Here is a 16,273-nt window from a genome sequence, read left to right as displayed (position 1 = left end):
TCGCAACGGCGGCTTCGGGCCCTTCGTCAGCGAGCCGAACTGTTGTTCACGCTCACTGGAATTGCAGTGAAGTAAAACTGCTTTTTCAGTTCACGCTGAACCGACAGCGCGCCGATTCGCGCAGCGGCGAAGCTCCAACAAATCTGCCAAACACTGTTCGTCGACCGCGCACTTTCGACCATTCCGGCGAACATGGCTCTCCCGCCGTCCGCCCGCCCGACCGCTCGGAATGGCGAAACGACACCCACACTCTGGGATCCGGAAAAAACTTGGAGAGATCCCCGTGAGATCTCCCGCCCCCCTCGAAGCGCCGTCCGCCCGGCCTCGACCTTCCGATCGCGCCACGCCAAAAACGTGCGCAGGACGCGGAATCGGAGCCCTCGGCGCCGAACAGCCCGCTTAAACGGAAACAGCGCGTGACCGGGGGTCACGCGCTGGTCGGGGGCGTCGGAGGTGAGGAGGCTCCGAGGCCCAGGAGGTCAGCTAGCCGAAACGCTTACCGCGGCGGAATCGCTCGCCACGGTGCTGTTCGGGCGGGGCCACTCGATGCGGTGCTTGATAATGCGACGCTTGAGGGCGTGGCGGGTGATTCCAAGCAGCTGAGCGGCTTCGACGATGCTGCCGGCGGCGTTGAGCGCTTCCACGCAAAGCATTCGTTCGGCGGCATTGAGGTTCAGATCTTCGAGGATGAGGCGCATGGCGGCAGGATAGGCCAAGGCTTGGGGACAGGGAAGGACGATTTTGTAAGCCCGCATCCAAAAAGAACAGTCGCCGAAACTGAACATCGTTTTGTATTATGCGGAAGCTAACATCGTTTGCGCGCGATCACGCCCCCCACTTGCACCGAACGTCAGCCCACTTCGTGGGGCGCTTCACACCCGCGGCCGTCCGAGGGAGCTACACTTGCTGGCTCCTCGGACGGCCGTGAAAAGCTCAAAACCGATCCAGTTTGCCGGATTGAAGCCGCGAGAACATGGCGGATTCACCATGGCCCGAGCGCACGGGGCCCGAGGCCGGTCCTAGGTTGCATAAAAGCCCTGTCGCAAGGGCGCGCAGAGTAAGATAGGGAGCCGCGTGCCGCAGAACGCCAAGCCGAAGTCGTCCGCCGTGATCCACACCCTCGTCGTGGTCGACGACATGCTCTTGCAGGCGGCGATCGAGCGCCGGCTGAAGCACGAGGGGCACGTCGCGGCCTCGGCCAGCGGCTCGCGCGAGGCGATCGATCGCCTGCGCCGCGAGCTGTTCGACGTCGTGCTGTGCGACCTGCACACGACCTCGGGCGACGGCGCCGAGCTGCTTCAGTGGCTCGGCAGCTACTTCCCGTCGATCCCGGTGGTGCTGATCGTCGAGGCGCTGAGCCCGGAGTTCCGCGGGCAGTACGAGGGCGGCGGCTCGGTGCGGATCGTCGAGAAGCCGATCGACCTCGACAAGCTCGTCAAGGCGATCGAGGCCTGCGGGATCCGCAAGGGTTTCTACGGCAACCAGATCGAGGTCGAGTTCTTCGACTACGTGCAGATGGTCGCCGGCTCGGGCCGCGACAAGGCCGTGGTGCTGACGACGCATCAGGGCACCGGCTACCTGTGGATCGAGCACGGCGACATCGTCCACGCGCAGTGGGGCGAGATGCGCGGCGAGCAGGCGTTCTACAAAATGCTGTCGGTCGGCCGCGGCAGCTTCCGCGAGAACCTGTTCCGCTCGCCGCCCGCTCGCACGATCGTCCGCTCGAGCATGCACCTGCTCATGGAGGCCGCGCGCCAGGCCGACGAGGGCATCCTCGGCCAGACCGACGAGACGGTCGAGGAGCGCGAGGACGAGAAGCCGCGCGCCGCCCCCCGCCGCCCGAGCCGGAGCCGACGCCGCCGCCGCGCCCGGTCGCCGAGGCGAGGCCGACGCGAGCGCCGATGCCGAAGCCGGCGACCTCGCCCGCGCGCTCGGCCCCGCCGTCGTCGCAGCCGAGCTCGCCGTCGCACGGCGGCAGCGGCCTGCGCCGGGCCTCCGACGTGCGGCCCGACGACGTCGACATGGCGAGCGTGGCCGACTCGGCGATCGCTCGCATCGACGATCTGGCGCTGCCGCAGGACGACGAGGAGATCGAGGCGCGCAGCCCGAAGGCGCCGCCGTCCCGCGCGCCGGAGCGGTCGTCCGAGCGCTCCGGCGAGCGCCTCCCCGAGCGGTCGTCGTCCGAGCGCTCGGGCGAGCGTGCGCCCGAGCCGTCGAACGACGGCGTGCCGGTGCTGCGCCGCCGCGTGCAGACGCTCGAGCGCCGCGTGGCGCAGCCCGCGATGCCGACGCCCGCTCGCGGCACGCCGACGTCGGTGCCGGCCCTGCGGGCCACCCCGGCCTCGGTGCCGGCGCGCGCCACTCCGGCCTCGATCCCGGCCGTGCCGGCGCGCGCCACTCCGACGTCGATCCCCGCCGTGCGCACCACGACGATCCCGCCGGGCCAGGGGTCGGGGGTGACGCGCGCCCCCGCGGCTCAACCCGCGCGCCCCGACGCCCGGCCGATCAAGAAAGCCAACACCGTCGACCTGCTCGAAGACCCGGAGACGCGCGAGCTGATGCTCGGCCAGTTCTGGCAGTTCGAGGGCGTCAACGGGGTGGCGATCATCTCGAGCACCGGCAAGGTGATCGCCGAGGACATGCGCAACAACAGCACCGTCGTCACGCTCGCCGGCTTCTACATGCGGGGCGCCGCTCGCATCGCCCGCACGCTCGGCTATCACGTGTTCGACGGCGTGATCGCCCGCTCGGCCAGCGGCCAACAGATGATCATGGTCGGCATGGGTGCCACGTCGGCGGTGCTGTCCATCGCGCCGGGACATGACCCGGAGGCCATCCGCGACGCGATTATGGGAGTCGATACCAAACGATGAGCGCCGAGCCGAACCGCCAGCTAGTCAGCCTCCTCGAGGAACTCGACCGGCTCCCCGGCGTCCGCGGCTCGCTGGTGGCGACCGTCGACGGCGGCTACACCGCCAGCGAGAGCAACTTCGACGCCGCGACCGCGACCGACATCGCCAAGACGGTCCGCCGCATGGTCGTCGCCTCGGCCACCGTCGGCTCGCCCATCGAGGAGCTGCTGATCACGTTCCACACCGCCCGCATGATGATCGTCCCCGTCCGCGAGGAGGCGACCCTCACCATCATGCTCGAGCGCGACTCGGCCCAGCCCTCGGTGCGAGCTGTCCTGAAGAGCAGGCTCGCCGGGCTCCGCTCGTCGATCGGCAGCTCGTCCGCCGAGAGCAGCATGTCGGCCGGCTCGGCGCCGGTGCCCGAGCCCGAGGACGAGGTCGATCGCCTGATGCTCGGCGAGCTCGGCCCGGTGCTCCGCGAGGTCCAGAGCGTGTTCACGTCGTACCTCATCCGCGCGGGCAAGACCGCGAGCGAGGCCGGCGTGATGATGCGCGAGCAGATCCGCGAGTGGCTGCTGATGGTCAACCCGTCGCCCTACACGTTCCCCGTGCTCGTCGATGCGCTGGTCCAGCTCACCAGCCGCGACGAGCGCGAGAACTTCAAAATCGACGTGCAGCAGGCGATGCGAAACTCGCGGCTGTGGCCGAAGAAGAACGTCCGCTGAGCTCGCGGGGGGTCGTCGAAGCCTGGGCGCGCTCGAGCAACGCCCGGGCGGCCTCGTCGGCCGGCGCGTCACGCTGCTTCGTCCGACGCGAGCACGTCACAGACTGCCGGTCTCTGATATGCTCTGAAGGACATGGTCCAAAGGACATGCCCCGGGGAGCATGTCCCTGGCTTGAAGAGCTCACACGGGCACGTCGAACTCGCGCAGGGCCTGATTCAGGCTGGTGCGCTCGTCGGTGCTCTCTTTGCGGCGGCCGATGATGAGGGCGCAGGCGACCTGGAATTCGCCGGCGGGGAAGCGCTTGGGGCGGGTGCCGGGGACCACGACGGAGCGGGCGGGGACGCGGCCCTTGTGGGTGACGGGCTCGGGGCCGGTGACGTCGAGGATGGGCGTCGACGCGGTCAGGGTGACGTTGGCGCCGAGCACCACCTCGCGCTCGAGGTGGACGCCCTCGACGACGATCGCGCGCGAGCCGAGGAAGCAGCCGTCCTCGACGATCACCGGGGTCGCGCCCGGCGGCTCGAGCACTCCGCCGATGCCGACGCCGCCCGAGAGGTGGACGTTGCGACCGATCTGCGCGCAGCTGCCGACGGTCGCCCAGGTGTCGACCATCGTCCCCGAGCCGACGTAGGCGCCGATGTTGACGTAGCTCGGCATCAGCACCGCGCCCGACTCGATGAAGCTGCCGTGGCGGGCCGTCGCCGGCGGGACCACGCGCACCCCGGCGCGGGCCCAGTCGCGCTTGAGCGGCATCTTGTCGAAGTACTCGTAGGGGCCGAGCTCGATCGTCTTCATCTCGCAGACCGCGAAATAGAGGAGGATCGCCTGCTTGACCCATGCGTGGACGGTCCACGGCTCGCCGGGCGCCCCCGGCGTGGCGACCCGCAGCCGGCCGCGGTCGAGCTCGGCGATCGTCTCCACCACGGCGTCGCGGTACACCTGGTCTTTGAGCAAGGTTCGATCGGCGAACGCCTCGCCGATCCGGGCCTGGAGGTCCGCGTGGTCGTGGGACGAGTTCTGCATGCCCGGGGCATCGCACAGCCCGGTGGCGGGGCGCAAGCGCTCTCGCGGCCGCCCGCCGGGCCGGCGCTCGTGGTACCCTCGGCGTCGAGGTGTCCATGATGTCCTGCCTCCGCCGCGTCCCCCTCGCGCTCGTGCTGTCCCTCGCGCTCGCCCCGCTCGCCCGCGCCGGCGAGCCGCAGACCGTGTCCCCCGCCGAAGAAGAGGCGCTCTACAAGAACGAGCGGGCGACCGCGCTGCCGGCCAAGGAGAAGCCCGCCGGCGTCAAGTTCGCCCGCGAGGGTTGCTTCAACGACCCGGCGAAGTGCAAGTGCCAGAGCAGCGACGCCGGCCAGAGCCAGTTCTGCGGCACGATGCTCGGCCACTTCTGCCCCGACAGCACCCTGCGCTACCTCGCCGCCGCCTGCATGGACCTGTTCGGCGGGGCCACGCTGTGCCAGTGCGCGGCCAAGCAGCAGATCGAGGCCCACATCAAGGCCGAGGACGCCGCCAAGGCCAAGGCCGACAAAGAGGCGGCGAAGAAGGCCGCCAAGCAGAAGAAGAAGGCGAAGTAGCGCGGCTCCTCCTCGTGAAAAACGGGCGGGCCCGGCGACCGGGCCGCCGTGGCCGACCCGGGGGCGCGAACGCGTCCGAGCGCCGAGGTCGTCGGCCCGGCGCGCCGCGAGCACCTGTCCTTTCGGACACCTCGCCACGCGCGGCCGCGCCGCCGCGCGTCGAGCATGTCCGAAAAGACAGATGATCAGCGGTCGAACAGCGCCATCAGCTCGGCGTGGCGGCTGGCCGCGTCTTGATAGCCGAGGTCGATGAGCTGGCGGCAGTAGTCGGGGTCGAACAGGAGGTACGACGCGAGGTCGCTCTCCTGGCGGGCGTCGTCGGCGGCGACGGCCCAGCGGATCAGGCGGGCGACGATCCCCGAGTAGCGGCTGAGGCCGGTGCGGCGCACCGTCTCGAACGCGATCCGGCCGATGTCCTGGCTCGGGCGGATGAGCAGCGTGTCGATCGTGTCGTACGCGGTGCTCTTCTCCTTCTGCATCCCGGTCGCCAGCCGCAGGGCGAAGTCGGGCCCGAACTCGCGCGCGCCGGCGGCGAGGATCTGGTTCATCCGCGTCACCCGCTCGATGTCGGCCTCGACCTTCTCGAGCAGCAGCACGTTGAGCACCTTGCCGAGCATGAACATCGCGCTCGGGAACGTGCCCTCGGCTTCTTGACGGATCTGCCGCACCTCCTCGTCGCCGGCGGTGTGGCGCAGGCTGACCACCAAGAGTCGCGTGGCGCCGAGCCGCATCGCCGGTCGCAGCGGCGTCTGCTGGCGCAGGCCGCCGTCGGCGTACAGCAGGTCGCCGACGCGCACCGCCGGGAACAGCACCGGGATCGCCCCCGACGCCAGCGCGTGCGAGGCCGTGATCGGCGTGAGCACCACGTTCTGCCGCTGACTCTCGGGCCAGCGCTGCGGCAGCTTGCCGTCGGCGGTCTGCACGAAGGTGGTGACGGTGCCGGTGGCGACCTCGGTGGCGGTGCAGGCGACCGCCGAGATGTGGCCGTGGTGCAGGTTCTCGGTGATGCCGCGCCACGGCAGGCGCGCGCGCACGAAGTTCTGGATCGCGCGCGGGTCGATGAGGCCGCCGATCTGCTGCCCGTGCCCGACCTTGTCGCCGGTGCGGCCGAACAGCACCTGCGGCAGGCTGCGCATCTGCGTCCACCCGAACCGGCACACCTCGTCGAGGTCGAGCTCGGTCCACACGCGCGCGAGCAGGCGCCCCTGCGCGCGCGGGCGGTCGGCGGTGGCTGCCACGTAGGCGCCGTTGATCGCACCGATGCTGCTGCCGGTGATGATGTCGAAGCGCGACTCGCCGCGGATTCGCTCGCGGATGTAACGCAGGACACCGACCTCGTAGGCGCCGCGCGCTCCGCCGCCGGACAACACGAGGCCGACTCTGGGGCGCTCGCCGCTCATGCGAACGCTCCGTCGGTGCGGCTTTTCGAGCGACGCGTGACCCCGCCGTCCTGGCGCGACCGCAGCACTAGAAGCCGATCTCCTTGCAAGTACACTTCGCCGGGTCCTTGCAGTCCGGGGGCGCCGGCGGATTGTTCGGATTCATCGACAGCTGGAACACGCGGCCCGAGTCCTGCGGGTATTTGTAGATGATCTGCCACACCGCGTCGTAATTGTTGGTCGCGTCGATCTCTTTGGCGTCCTCGTTGGTGAGGAACGGCAGCTCGAGCGTGCCGGTGCCGGTGATCGCGCCGCTGCTCTGCGTCGACAGCGGGCCGGCCGAGGCCTCGATCGTGACGTACTTGCAGTTGGCCTTGGGGAACTCGCCGAACGCGGCGGCGGGGCAGGCGGCGCCGACGGCGTCGGGCAGGTAGACGACCAGGGCCGCCTCGCAGACCGTACCGTTGCACTTGTACTGACTCTTGAACTTGTGACCCTTCGACGTCACGCATGGATCGACGCACATCTCGAGCTTCACCGGGATCTTGTCGCCGGGCTGGATGTTCGTCGCCGCGCACACGGTGCCGCGGAAGAACGGCAGCGTGTCGGTGAAGCCGGCGGGCGCGGGATCGGGCCCGGTGGCGTCGACGTCGAGCATCTGCAGCTCGCACGTCTTGGTCGTGTCGTCGCACGCCTCGCCGCGGCGAGGACAAGGAGCGCCCGCGCTGCACTCGCCGCTGTCTTCCGCGAAGCAGCCGAACAAGAACCCCGCGACGGCGAAGCTCGTGACACCGAACACTCTTCGAAGGCGAATCATGATCGTCTCGTTTCTCTTTGCTCTCAGCCGTGCATCGTAGCCGATGTTTCGCTGACCACGCACCTCCGCGATCGCCTGGGTGAGACCTCGCGCCGACCGCTGTTCCATGGCGCTGCGCCAGCAGATCCGCGGAGCATACATTTCAACCCCGGTATCTAGCGCTTGACACCGGGAACGCGGGAGCCGGTACGCATCGCCGCTCTCGCAGGCCCCTTCTAGGAGTTCGGTTTCATGCGCTCAAACGCCCTTCTCTCTCTCTCCATGGTGCTCGCTTTCGCCGCCTGCAACGAGCAGGAACCGGCGACTTCGGCGACGGACAGCACCACCAACGGCACCACGACGGCGCCGGCAACTGCGACGGAGACGCCGGCAACGAGCACGACGACGACCACCACCGGGGAGACCACGACGACCACCACCGGCGAGACGGCCACCGAGGCGATTCCCACCACCGGGCCGGCGACGACCACCGGGACGACCGCCGAGGAGACGACGACCACCACGACGACCACGACGACGACCACCACCACGGGCGAGCCCGAGACGGAGGGCACGACGACGATGATGGTGATCCCGTCGACCGGACCCTACGAGAGCTGCAGCGTGGCCAACAACGTCGACTGCGACGGCAACGCCGCCTGCGTCGACTCGAGCAGCACCAGCGGCAAGGTCCAGGGCTCGTTCTGTGCGCCGAAGTGCATGGGTCAGGGCATGTGCCCGAAGCCCGACGGCCTCGACCCCGACGTGCAGGCCGTCTGCGCCTTCGACACCGACATGGACCAGCAGGCCGACATCTGCGCGCTGCTGTGCGTGATCGCCAACGACGACTGCCCCGAGGGCTCGATGTGCGAAGACATCGGCATCCCCGAGATGCAGATGATGAAGATCGGCGTCTGCACCTACCCGCCGGGCTGACCGGTCCGCGGGGCGAGGCGCTCAGGCCGCGGCGGTGGCGGCCTTGAGCTTGTCCGCGAGCTCGCCGTTCGCGTCCATCTCGCGGACGATGTCGCAGCCGCCGATGAACTCGCCGTTGATGTAGAGCTGGGGGATCGTCGGCCAGCTGGCGAACTGCTTGACGCCCTCGCGCACGGCCGGGTCGGACAGCACGTTGAAGGTCTCGAACGGCACCGCGTGCTTCTTGAGGATCTCGACGACCACGGCCGAGAAGCCGCACTGCGGGAAGCTCTTGTTGCCCTTCATGAAGAGCATGACCTTGTTGTTGGCGACGAGGTGGGCGATGAACTTCTGGACGTCCTCGTGGGCTTGCATCGGCGGTCTCACAATCAGGGGAGTCGGTGGCCCGGGAGGGCCGTGGAGTCGGTGGCCGGGAGGGCCGTGGAATTCGCGGGGCCGGTGTGTCGGTCGTGGCCGCAAGGTGGGCGGCCGTGGTGGGAGTGGCCAGTCCGGCCGCGGACCGTGCGTTTATAATTGGTCCCGCGGGCCGGGGTTCGCGCGCATTCGATCGCGGGGGCCCGCTCTCGCGGCGTTAGATACACGCTGGGCCGCACCCCAGCAAGGCGCCGCGAACGCCCTTCTTGCGGAAGGTCGGCCGCTCGGGTCATAACCACTTCCGCTCGCATGGCGCCGCGGACCCTGCCCTCGCCCCAGTGCTCACGTCGGACCTGGTTGCACGGCCTCGCCGCCGCCGCCGGTGCCGCGCTCCTGCCCCGACCGGCGCGCGCGGCCGAGTCCGCCGAGCCCCCGAAGAAGCGCATCCTCATCGTCGGCGACAGCATGATCGCCGGCGGCGTCGGCCTGTTCCTCGAGAACGGCCTGCGCAAGGAGCACGGCTACGTGGTGCGGCGCAAGGGCAAGAGCAGCACGGGGCTGGCGCGCCCCGACTTCTTCTCCTGGCCCAAGGAGGCGCAGAAGCAGGTCGACGAGTTCGTGCCCGACGCCGCGGTGGTGATGTTCGGCGGCAACGACGTGCAAGGCCTGCGCATGCCGGACAAGAGCTGGATCACCTGGCCCGAGCCGGAGTGGCCGGAGGAATACGCGCGGCGCGTCAACGCCTTCGCCGACATCGTCGCCCCCGGCGGCAAGCCGCTGTTCTGGATCGGCATGCCGGTGATGCGGCCGGAGAAGTTCCACGTGCGGGTCCAGCGGGTGAACACGATCTACCGGGCCGAGATGGCGATCCGCCCGAACGCGCACTTCATCGACATCTGGCGGCTCTTGGCCGACGACAAGGGCGCCTACACCGACCGGCTCGACGCCGACGGGGTGCCCGGGGGCAAGACGGTCCGAGTCCGCGCGGGTGACGGGATCCACCTCAGCGTCGCGGGCGCCCAGCGCGTCGAGGCACATGTGCGGGCCTTCATCCACGCGGAGCTGTCCGGGGCCCAGCCGGATACGTCGGCCGACCTCGCGGTCGCCGGTGCGCCCGCGGAAGCGCCCACGCCTGCAGGGTGAGAGCGGCGGGCCTTTCGCGGCCGACAGCTGTCCTCCGGGCCCGGTCGGCGCGGACCCGTGACGCCACGGCCCGGCGTGGCAAAAATCGACGGGCAAACTCACCCCCGGCCTGCGCGACGATGCACATGCACCTCGCGCTCGGCCGGCCGCTTGGGGCAAGATGGCCCCGCCCGTGTCCGAGGCCTCGCACAAGCGCCTGCGTGAACGGTGGATCGCATGGGTCCTCGCGCAGCACCGCCTCGTGCTCGCGCTGGCGCTGGTCCTCACCGTCGTCTCCGCCTACCTCGCGTCGCTGCTGCGCGTCGACAGCGACCTGCGCTCGCTGCTGCCGGAGGACCACCCCGTCCTCGCCAGCCTCGATCGCATCGAAACCTCGTTCGGCGCGCTCGGCAGCGTCAACGTCGTCATCAAGGAGGGCTCGCCGGAGCAGCGCCACGCGCTCGCCGACGCGATCGCCGAGCGCGCCGGCAAGAGCCCGCTGGTGCGCGACGTCGAGTACCGCCTGCGCAGCGACTTCTTCGCCGAGCACGCGCTCTACTACCTGAGCGACGCCGAGATGGAGGCGCTCGACGAGCACTTTCAGGCGTGGACGCACTACGAGCTGTGCCGCGCCGAGCCCGACGTGTGCCTCGACGAGCCCGACCCCGAGGCGCCCAAAGCCCTGCGCAGCTTCATCCGCAGCAAGCAGGACGCGGCGCTGGCCCGCACCAGCTTCAAGGACTACTTCGAGCGCGACGAGATCTCCGCGCTCGTGCTGCTGATCCACCCGACCCAGCCGTCGAGCGACCTCGACTTCGCCGCGGCGGTGTCGAACCAGATCCGCGCCGACGTCGCCGAGGTAATGAACCAGCCCGGCGCGCCGTGGTCCGACTCCGGCATCCACTACAGCGTCGTCGGCCCGTACACGATCAAGGCCGAGGAGCGCGAGACGATCCAGCGCGACATGCTGCGCAGCGGCGCGTTCGGGGTGCTCGGCGTCGTCGCGATCCTCTACCTGCTGTTCCGCTCGGGCCGCGCGGTGCTGACGCTGCTGGTGCCGCTGGTGTGCGGGGTGACGTGGTCGATGGCGGTGACGGAGCTCGTGCTCGGCCGGCTCAACGCGATCACCAGCCTGATCTCGACGGTGGTGGTCGGCATGGGCATCGACGCCGGTATCCACTTCCTCGTCCGCGTGCGCGAGGAGCAGGGCCGCGGCAGCGACCGCGAGGCGATCGCCCGCGCCTTCTCCAACCTGATCGGCCCGCTGCTGATCGCCTCGGCGACCACGCTCGGCGCGTTCGCGGTGATGGCGAGCTCGGTGTTCCCGGCGTTCCAGGAGTTCGGCCTGATCGCCGGCTTCGGCGTGGCGCTGTGCCTGCTGGCGATGCTCACCGTGTACCCGGCGGTCCTCTGCCTCGTCGGCGTCAAGCGGGTCGGCGAGCGGCAGGCGGGCAGCCCGCGACCCGGGCTGCTCACGCGGGTGGTGCTGGCGCGTCCGGGGCTGATGCTCGGGCTGGTCGCGGCGCTGACCGTGGGCGCGGCCGTGATGGCGCCGAAGGCCGAGTTCGAGAACTCGACCCGCGAGCTGCAGTCCGCCCGCACCCGCGCGCTCTACAAGCCCGAGGTGTTCCTCATCAGCAAGATCTTCGGCAAGGACATCCACGCCGGGGTGCTGGTGGTGTCGACGCTCGACCAGGCGCGGGCGGTGCTGGCGCAGGCGCGCAAGGTGCAGGACGATCGCGTGGCTGATGGGACAGGTACCGTGGTCGCAGAGCTGCTCGGCGCGCCCGACCTGCTGCCCGATCCGGCGATCGACCCGGCCAAGCGCAAGGAGGCGATCGCGGCGATGACGGCCGACATCCCCGAGCGCACGTGGAAGCGGCTCGAGGAGCGCGCGGCCGGGCGCGGCGAGGACGACGACGCGGGGCTCTCGGCCGAGGACGCGCGCCGGCTGCAGAACATGCTCAAGGCCGAGCCGGTGACGGTGGAGCGGTTGCCGCCGGCGATCCGCGACAAGGTGTACAGCCAGGACGGCCGCTTCGCGGTCTACGCCTACCCGAACTTCGACGCGGCCGACATCTCCATGGGCCTCAAGTTCATGGAGGAGACGGCCAGGTACACCGCGGGCGTCGAGGGCCTGCAGTCGGACGACGCGCTGTTCGTCGGCGAGACCACGGTCTACGCGCTGATGTACAAGCTGATGCAGTCCGAGGCGCCGACGGTGCTGGCGATGGCGCTGGTGCTGATCGCGGTGATCGTGGTGGCGCAGATCCGTTCGCTGTCGCGCACGCTGTGGACGCTGGCGCCGCTGTTGCTCGGGATGCTGTGGCTGGTCGGCCTGATGGCGGCCGCGGGCGTCCGCTTCACCCTGTTCAACATCCCGATCTTGCCGGCCATCCTCGGCATCGGCGTCGACAACGGGGTGTACTTGACCGACCGGATCCGCCACCTCCGCCACGAGGCCGGCGGGATCGCCCACGCGCTCGGCGAGACCGGCGCGGCGATCGGCGCGGCCACGGCGACCACGGCGATGGGCTTCGGCGCGTTCTGCATCGCCGACTCCGGCGGCCTGCGCGGGATCGGGGTGCTCGCGGTGTTCGGCATCGGCATCGCCGCGGTGACCGCGATCCTCGTGCTGCCGAGCGTGGCCGCCATCGCCACGCGGCGCAAGCGGTAGCGCTACGCATGACCTTTACGGCATGTCCTCGAGGTCATGCCCTGGCGCGGGTATCGGGTGGCGGAGAGGCGCGCGAGCTGACGGCATGCGGCGGGCGCCTCGGTGACCTTTACGCGGGGGGGGGCGTCCTTCGTCGCCCCGCGGCGCCGCTGCTGGTCGAGGGGCTCGGGGGCCGAGCCGACGGGGCGACAGCCGGGTCACTCGAGGTAGGTGACGCGGGTGGCGCACCGATAATCCGCCTCGCGCTCGCGGCGTGCGGCCTTTGCATGACCTTTGGAACATGACCCAATGGTCATGTCGAGGCGCCTCTCGTGGGTGGCGAGAGGTCGCGCGAGCTGGTAACGTGCGGGCGTGACCACGACCGGCGAGCGGGGGTCCGGGCTGCGCGGCGCGGCAGCGTTCGTCGCCGCGGCGGGGCTGCTGGCCGGGGCGCTCGCGCTGGTACAGACGCGACTCGAGCCGCCGCCGGCGCGCGGTGAAGATGTCCCGGAGGACATGTTCTCGGCGGCCCGCGCGCTCGCTCGCCTGGAGCGGCTGATCGGCGACGACGCGCCGCACCCGGTCGGCTCACCGGCGGCGGCGGCGCTGCGCGAGCGGATGCTGGCCGAGTTCGCGGCGCTCGGCGTGCAGGCGGAGGTCCAGGAGGGCTTCGCCTGCGGGCCGCGCAGCGCCGGCTGCGGCCGGGTGTGGAACGTGGTCGCGGCGCTGCCGGGGCGCGAGGAGGGGCCGGCGCTGCTGGTCTCGGCCCACTACGACTCGGTCGCGGCCGGGCCCGGGGCCGGCGACGACGGCTCGGGCGTGGCCGCCTCGTTCGAGGTGGCGCGAGCGCTGCTCGCGGGGCCGCGGCCGCGCAACCCGGTGGTGTTCGTGCTGGTCGACGGCGAGGAGTCGGGCCTGCTCGGCGCGCAGGCGTTCGTCGACGCCCACCCGCGCGCGGCCTCGATCGGCGCCGTCATCAACCTCGACGCCGGAGGCACGCGCGGCGTCACCTCGCTGACCCGCACCACCGCGGACAACGACGGGCTGATCGCCGCGATCGCCGAGGCCGTGCCGCGACCGTACGGGGCCAGCGTGATCGGGGCGGTCTACGGGCTCACGCCGTACGACACCGACTTCACCGTCTACAAGAACGCGGGCTGGCCGGCGCTCGACTTCGGCTTCGGCGAGGACAAGGCCCACTACCACACGCCGCTCGATCGCCTGGCCAACCTCGACCCGCCGAGCGTGCAGCACCTCGGCGACACCGCGCTCGCGGCCGTGCGCGCCCTGGCCGAGGCCGATCTCGGGGCGCTGCCGGAGCGCTCGCGGGTCTACGTCGACGCGCTCGGGGCGAGCCTGCTCCACCTGCGGACGCTGTGGATCCCCGGGCTCGCCGCGCTCGCGCTGGGACTGCTCGTGCCGGTCGCGCGGCGGCTCGCGCGCGAGGTCGGCGGCGATCGCAGGGCGTGGCTCGCTCGCGGGCTCGGCTTCGCGGTCCTCGTCGGCGCGCCGGCGGCGATCGGCGCCGGCTTGATGGCGGCGATCGCCTGGCTCACCGCGGCCGAGGTCGCCGGCCACGCGGCCCCGCTGCCGGCCCGGGTCGCGCTGTGGACGGCCGTGCTGGCGGCCGGCGGGGCGCTGGTCGGGCCGCTCGCGCGCGCCGACGCGGCCGCTCGCGCCTGGCTGTGGCTCGGGCCCTGGCTGTGGCTGGCGGCGATCGCCGCGGTCACGGCCGTCGCGCTGCCGGGCGCCAGCGTCGGCGCGCTGCCGCCGGCGCTGCTCGCGGGCGTGCTGGCGTTTGCAACATGTTGTATCGGACATGCTCGATCGGGCATGTCGTGGGGGACATGGCCTTCCGGACTCCTCGTCCTCCTCGGCTTGGCGCTGCCGGCGCTGATGTGGCTGCAGGCGGCGGTGCGGGTCGAGGCGGTGTTCGGCCTCGGGCCCGCGGCGGCCGGGGTGCTGGCGCTGCTGGCCTCGCTGTTGGCGCCGCTGTGGCACGGGCTGAGTCGCCTGCGCGGACCGCTCGTGCTGGCGCTCGCGGTCGTCAGCGCGGGCGCCACGGCGATCGCCGTCACCTCGCCGGCGTACAGCGAGGCGCGGCCGCGGCGCCTGAGCCTGCTGTACCACCTCGACGCCGACCGCGACGCCGGGCGGTGGGTCGTCGGCGCGGACGCGCCGCTGCCGGCGGGGTTGCAGGGGGCGGCTCCGTTCGGTCCGGCCAAGCCGGCGTTCGCGTGGGACACCGACGCGTCGCCGAGCTTCGTCGCGCCGGCCGGGTCGCCCCCGCCCGAGCTGGCGCCCCCGCAGGTCGAGCCCGAAGCGGACCCGGAGCCCCCGCCGAGCTCGGGTCGACGGGTGGTCGTGCGCGTGCGGTCGGCCCGCGGCGCGCGAGTGATGGCGATGTTCGTGCCCGAGGCCGCGGGGCTGCGGGCGGTGGCGATGAACGGGATTGCCTTGCCGCCGTATCCGGAGCACCGGCGCAAGTACGTCGCCGGCGGCGAGGTCTACGGGCTCGTCGCGCCGCCGCCGGAGGGCGTGGTGGTGACGCTCGAGCTGGACAGCGAGGACCCGGTCGAGGCTGTTGTTTGGGACCTGTCGGAAGGGCTTCCTGCGGCGGGTGACGCGCTGAAGGCGGCGCGCCCGACCTGGGCCGTTCCCTCGCACGGCGGCGACCGGACCATGGTGTCGCGCCAGATCTCGCTGTGACGACCCGCGCGCAGTTCCGTCCACATGGTCGCAGATGTCACGCGTCGGCAGGCCCGATCGGCAAGGCCCTGCGGTGCTCGTCGCCGCGGCGGATGCCGCGGGCCCGCACGAGGCCCGAGGCCGGTGGCGGGCGGGCTCGAACGGCGCTCCGGGCTGCGCGTCTGCCGGGCCTCGTCGGCGAGCTCACCCGCGGCGCGAAGCTGCCCGGAATTGTCGCCCTCCGCACGTCCGGCGGCGACGCTCCGCGACATTTGCTATGGTGAACCAGAAGGCGGCTGGCCGCGCGAGCGACGGCCCGTGACAACTCTTCACGACGGACTACTCTGGCTCTCTCATGAATCGTCTCCGGCCCACGAAGGGGCGCCGGCCCCTCGGCACCGCGCGTCGCCTGCGCCCCGACCTCGCTCGTGAAGGCGGGCTCGAGGCGGAACGCGAGGCATCGGAGTCGCAAGCGCTGGCCCGGCGCGGCGTCGGTTGGGACCAGTCGGCGGCGCTCGAGACGACGCCGTTCCGCGAGACGGACCCGCTCGATTCGCCGCTGTCGGCGCGGATCTTGAGCCTCCTGTCCGACCCGCGGATCGACTTCCTCACGGTGGCCTCGGCCGCCGACGCGCTCGGTTCGCCGCGCCAGGACGTCGAGAACGCGCTCGAGGCGATGCGCCAGGCCGGCGTGCTGGTGGCGATCGGCGGCGGCTCGGTGGTCCGCTACGGCGTCACGCCCGAGACCAAGGGCGAGCTCGAGGCCGAGTTCCGCGCCGCGGCGCAGGAGCTCGGCGAGCACGCGCTGCTGGCCCGCCTGTCCGCAGAGACAGCTCTGGTCCCGTTCGAGGACGAGGAGCCGCGCCTGCCCGCGACCGCCGGCCTGCTCAGCCTGTTCCTCCCCGGCACAGGCCAGCTGCTCAACGGCGACATCGGCCGCGCCTCGCTGGTGTTCGCGGTGTGGAGCCTCGCGTGGATCACCCACCTCTCGCCGGTGTGGACCTTCGTCTGCCTGTACGCCGGCGCCGAGGCGTTCTTGACCGCGAAGATCCGCAGCATGGAGCGCAAGCTCGCCGAGGACAACCACGCCCTCCCGCCCGGCGCCGCCGGCCCGAAGAAGCTGCCCTCGCCGCGGCTGACCTGAGGGACATGCCCTTTTGGGCATGTGCCAGCGAGCATGTCCGCCCGAGC

The 16,273-nt window shown here is 71.3% G+C and carries 13 protein-coding genes and 1 pseudogene; 9 read left to right on the top strand and 5 right to left on the bottom strand.

What is annotated here, in order from left to right:
• Positions 1–479: 479 nt before the first annotated feature.
• Positions 480–698, bottom strand: coding sequence for a helix-turn-helix domain-containing protein (locus tag NAEX_RS20670; protein WP_170135874.1), 219 nt, complete (start codon positions 696–698; stop codon positions 480–482).
• Between the two features lie 439 nt (positions 699–1,137).
• On the opposite strand from NAEX_RS20670, the pseudogene NAEX_RS54595 reads away from it, so the two are divergent.
• The 3 genes and pseudogenes from NAEX_RS54595 to NAEX_RS20655 form a co-directional block, all read left to right on the top strand.
• Positions 1,138–1,707 (top strand): annotated as a pseudogene (locus NAEX_RS54595) (response regulator); the annotation flags it as partial.
• A gap of 194 nt (positions 1,708–1,901) precedes the next feature.
• Positions 1,902–2,873 carry a hypothetical protein gene (locus NAEX_RS53005; RefSeq protein WP_245913762.1) on the top strand — a complete coding sequence of 324 codons (972 nt, stop codon included), beginning with the start codon at positions 1,902–1,904 and terminating at the stop codon, positions 2,871–2,873.
• On the top strand, positions 2,870–3,577 hold the full coding sequence (locus NAEX_RS20655) for a roadblock/LC7 domain-containing protein (RefSeq protein WP_096329199.1): 708 nt from the start codon (positions 2,870–2,872) through the stop codon (positions 3,575–3,577). The genes NAEX_RS53005 and NAEX_RS20655 overlap by 4 nt, the downstream gene beginning before the upstream one ends.
• Positions 3,578–3,757: 180 nt before the next feature.
• Here NAEX_RS20655 and NAEX_RS20650 read toward each other — a convergent pair whose 3' ends face one another.
• Positions 3,758–4,600 carry a 2,3,4,5-tetrahydropyridine-2,6-dicarboxylate N-succinyltransferase gene (locus tag NAEX_RS20650; RefSeq protein WP_096329198.1) on the bottom strand — a complete coding sequence of 281 codons (843 nt, stop codon included), beginning with the start codon at positions 4,598–4,600 and terminating at the stop codon, positions 3,758–3,760.
• A gap of 95 nt (positions 4,601–4,695) precedes the next feature.
• Here NAEX_RS20650 and NAEX_RS20645 point away from each other — a divergent pair, with 95 nt between their 5' ends.
• The gene (locus tag NAEX_RS20645; protein WP_096329197.1) at positions 4,696–5,151 is read left to right on the top strand and encodes a hypothetical protein; all 456 of its coding nucleotides are present in this window, start codon (positions 4,696–4,698) and stop codon (positions 5,149–5,151) included.
• Between the two features lie 185 nt (positions 5,152–5,336).
• Here NAEX_RS20645 and NAEX_RS20640 read toward each other — a convergent pair whose 3' ends face one another.
• Both NAEX_RS20640 and NAEX_RS20635 read right to left on the bottom strand, forming a co-directional pair.
• Entirely contained in the window at positions 5,337–6,551 is a 1,215-nt protein-coding gene (locus tag NAEX_RS20640) for a patatin-like phospholipase family protein (RefSeq protein ID WP_096329196.1), read from the bottom strand.
• 67 nt (positions 6,552–6,618) lie between these two features.
• On the bottom strand, positions 6,619–7,347 hold the full coding sequence (locus NAEX_RS20635; RefSeq protein ID WP_143825597.1) for a hypothetical protein: 729 nt from the start codon (positions 7,345–7,347) through the stop codon (positions 6,619–6,621).
• Between the two features lie 261 nt (positions 7,348–7,608).
• On the opposite strand from NAEX_RS20635, the gene NAEX_RS20630 reads away from it, so the two are divergent.
• Positions 7,609–8,262, top strand: coding sequence for a hypothetical protein (locus NAEX_RS20630; RefSeq protein ID WP_096329194.1), 654 nt, complete (start codon positions 7,609–7,611; stop codon positions 8,260–8,262).
• 21 nt (positions 8,263–8,283) lie between these two features.
• Here NAEX_RS20630 and grxD read toward each other — a convergent pair whose 3' ends face one another.
• Positions 8,284–8,616 (bottom strand): Grx4 family monothiol glutaredoxin, encoded by a 333-nt coding sequence (grxD, locus tag NAEX_RS20625; protein ID WP_096329193.1) that lies wholly within the window; start codon positions 8,614–8,616, stop codon positions 8,284–8,286.
• Between the two features lie 309 nt (positions 8,617–8,925).
• On the opposite strand from grxD, the gene NAEX_RS20620 reads away from it, so the two are divergent.
• The 4 genes from NAEX_RS20620 (at position 8,926) to NAEX_RS20605 (ending at position 16,226) form a co-directional block, all read left to right on the top strand.
• Positions 8,926–9,759 carry an SGNH/GDSL hydrolase family protein gene (locus NAEX_RS20620; RefSeq protein ID WP_096329192.1) on the top strand — a complete coding sequence of 278 codons (834 nt, stop codon included), beginning with the start codon at positions 8,926–8,928 and terminating at the stop codon, positions 9,757–9,759.
• Positions 9,760–9,931: 172 nt separating this feature from the next.
• Complete coding sequence (locus tag NAEX_RS20615; RefSeq protein WP_170135873.1) at positions 9,932–12,415, top strand: efflux RND transporter permease subunit; 2,484 nt, start codon at positions 9,932–9,934, stop codon at positions 12,413–12,415.
• A gap of 351 nt (positions 12,416–12,766) precedes the next feature.
• Complete coding sequence (locus NAEX_RS20610; RefSeq protein ID WP_096329190.1) at positions 12,767–15,103, top strand: M20/M25/M40 family metallo-hydrolase; 2,337 nt, start codon at positions 12,767–12,769, stop codon at positions 15,101–15,103.
• Between the two features lie 334 nt (positions 15,104–15,437).
• Positions 15,438–16,226 carry a hypothetical protein gene (locus tag NAEX_RS20605; RefSeq protein WP_096329189.1) on the top strand — a complete coding sequence of 263 codons (789 nt, stop codon included), beginning with the start codon at positions 15,438–15,440 and terminating at the stop codon, positions 16,224–16,226.
• Positions 16,227–16,273: the final 47 nt, after the last annotated feature.

Origin of the sequence: Nannocystis exedens (assembly GCF_002343915.1) — a bacterium.
Lineage (GTDB): Bacteria > Myxococcota_A > Polyangia > Nannocystales > Nannocystaceae > Nannocystis > Nannocystis exedens.
The sequence above is the reverse complement of the archived record's forward strand: the minus strand, read 5'-3'. Positions and strand labels throughout refer to the sequence as shown.

What these genes read in the sequence shown, in the direction of transcription:
- NAEX_RS20650 (WP_096329198.1), bottom strand. Translation starts at nt 4,600, where the DNA reads ATGCAGAACTCGTCCCACGACCACGCGGACCTCCAGGCCCGGATCGGC.
- grxD (WP_096329193.1), bottom strand. Translation starts at nt 8,616, where the DNA reads ATGCAAGCCCACGAGGACGTCCAGAAGTTCATCGCCCACCTCGTCGCC.
- NAEX_RS20620 (WP_096329192.1), top strand. Translation starts at nt 8,926, where the DNA reads ATGGCGCCGCGGACCCTGCCCTCGCCCCAGTGCTCACGTCGGACCTGG.
- NAEX_RS20640 (WP_096329196.1), bottom strand. Translation starts at nt 6,551, where the DNA reads ATGAGCGGCGAGCGCCCCAGAGTCGGCCTCGTGTTGTCCGGCGGCGGA.
- NAEX_RS53005 (WP_245913762.1), top strand. Translation starts at nt 1,902, where the DNA reads ATGCCGAAGCCGGCGACCTCGCCCGCGCGCTCGGCCCCGCCGTCGTCG.
- NAEX_RS20655 (WP_096329199.1), top strand. Translation starts at nt 2,870, where the DNA reads ATGAGCGCCGAGCCGAACCGCCAGCTAGTCAGCCTCCTCGAGGAACTC.
- NAEX_RS20605 (WP_096329189.1), top strand. Translation starts at nt 15,438, where the DNA reads ATGAATCGTCTCCGGCCCACGAAGGGGCGCCGGCCCCTCGGCACCGCG.
- NAEX_RS20635 (WP_143825597.1), bottom strand. Translation starts at nt 7,347, where the DNA reads ATGATTCGCCTTCGAAGAGTGTTCGGTGTCACGAGCTTCGCCGTCGCG.
- NAEX_RS20670 (WP_170135874.1), bottom strand. Translation starts at nt 698, where the DNA reads ATGCGCCTCATCCTCGAAGATCTGAACCTCAATGCCGCCGAACGAATG.
- NAEX_RS20645 (WP_096329197.1), top strand. Translation starts at nt 4,696, where the DNA reads ATGATGTCCTGCCTCCGCCGCGTCCCCCTCGCGCTCGTGCTGTCCCTC.
- NAEX_RS20630 (WP_096329194.1), top strand. Translation starts at nt 7,609, where the DNA reads ATGGTGCTCGCTTTCGCCGCCTGCAACGAGCAGGAACCGGCGACTTCG.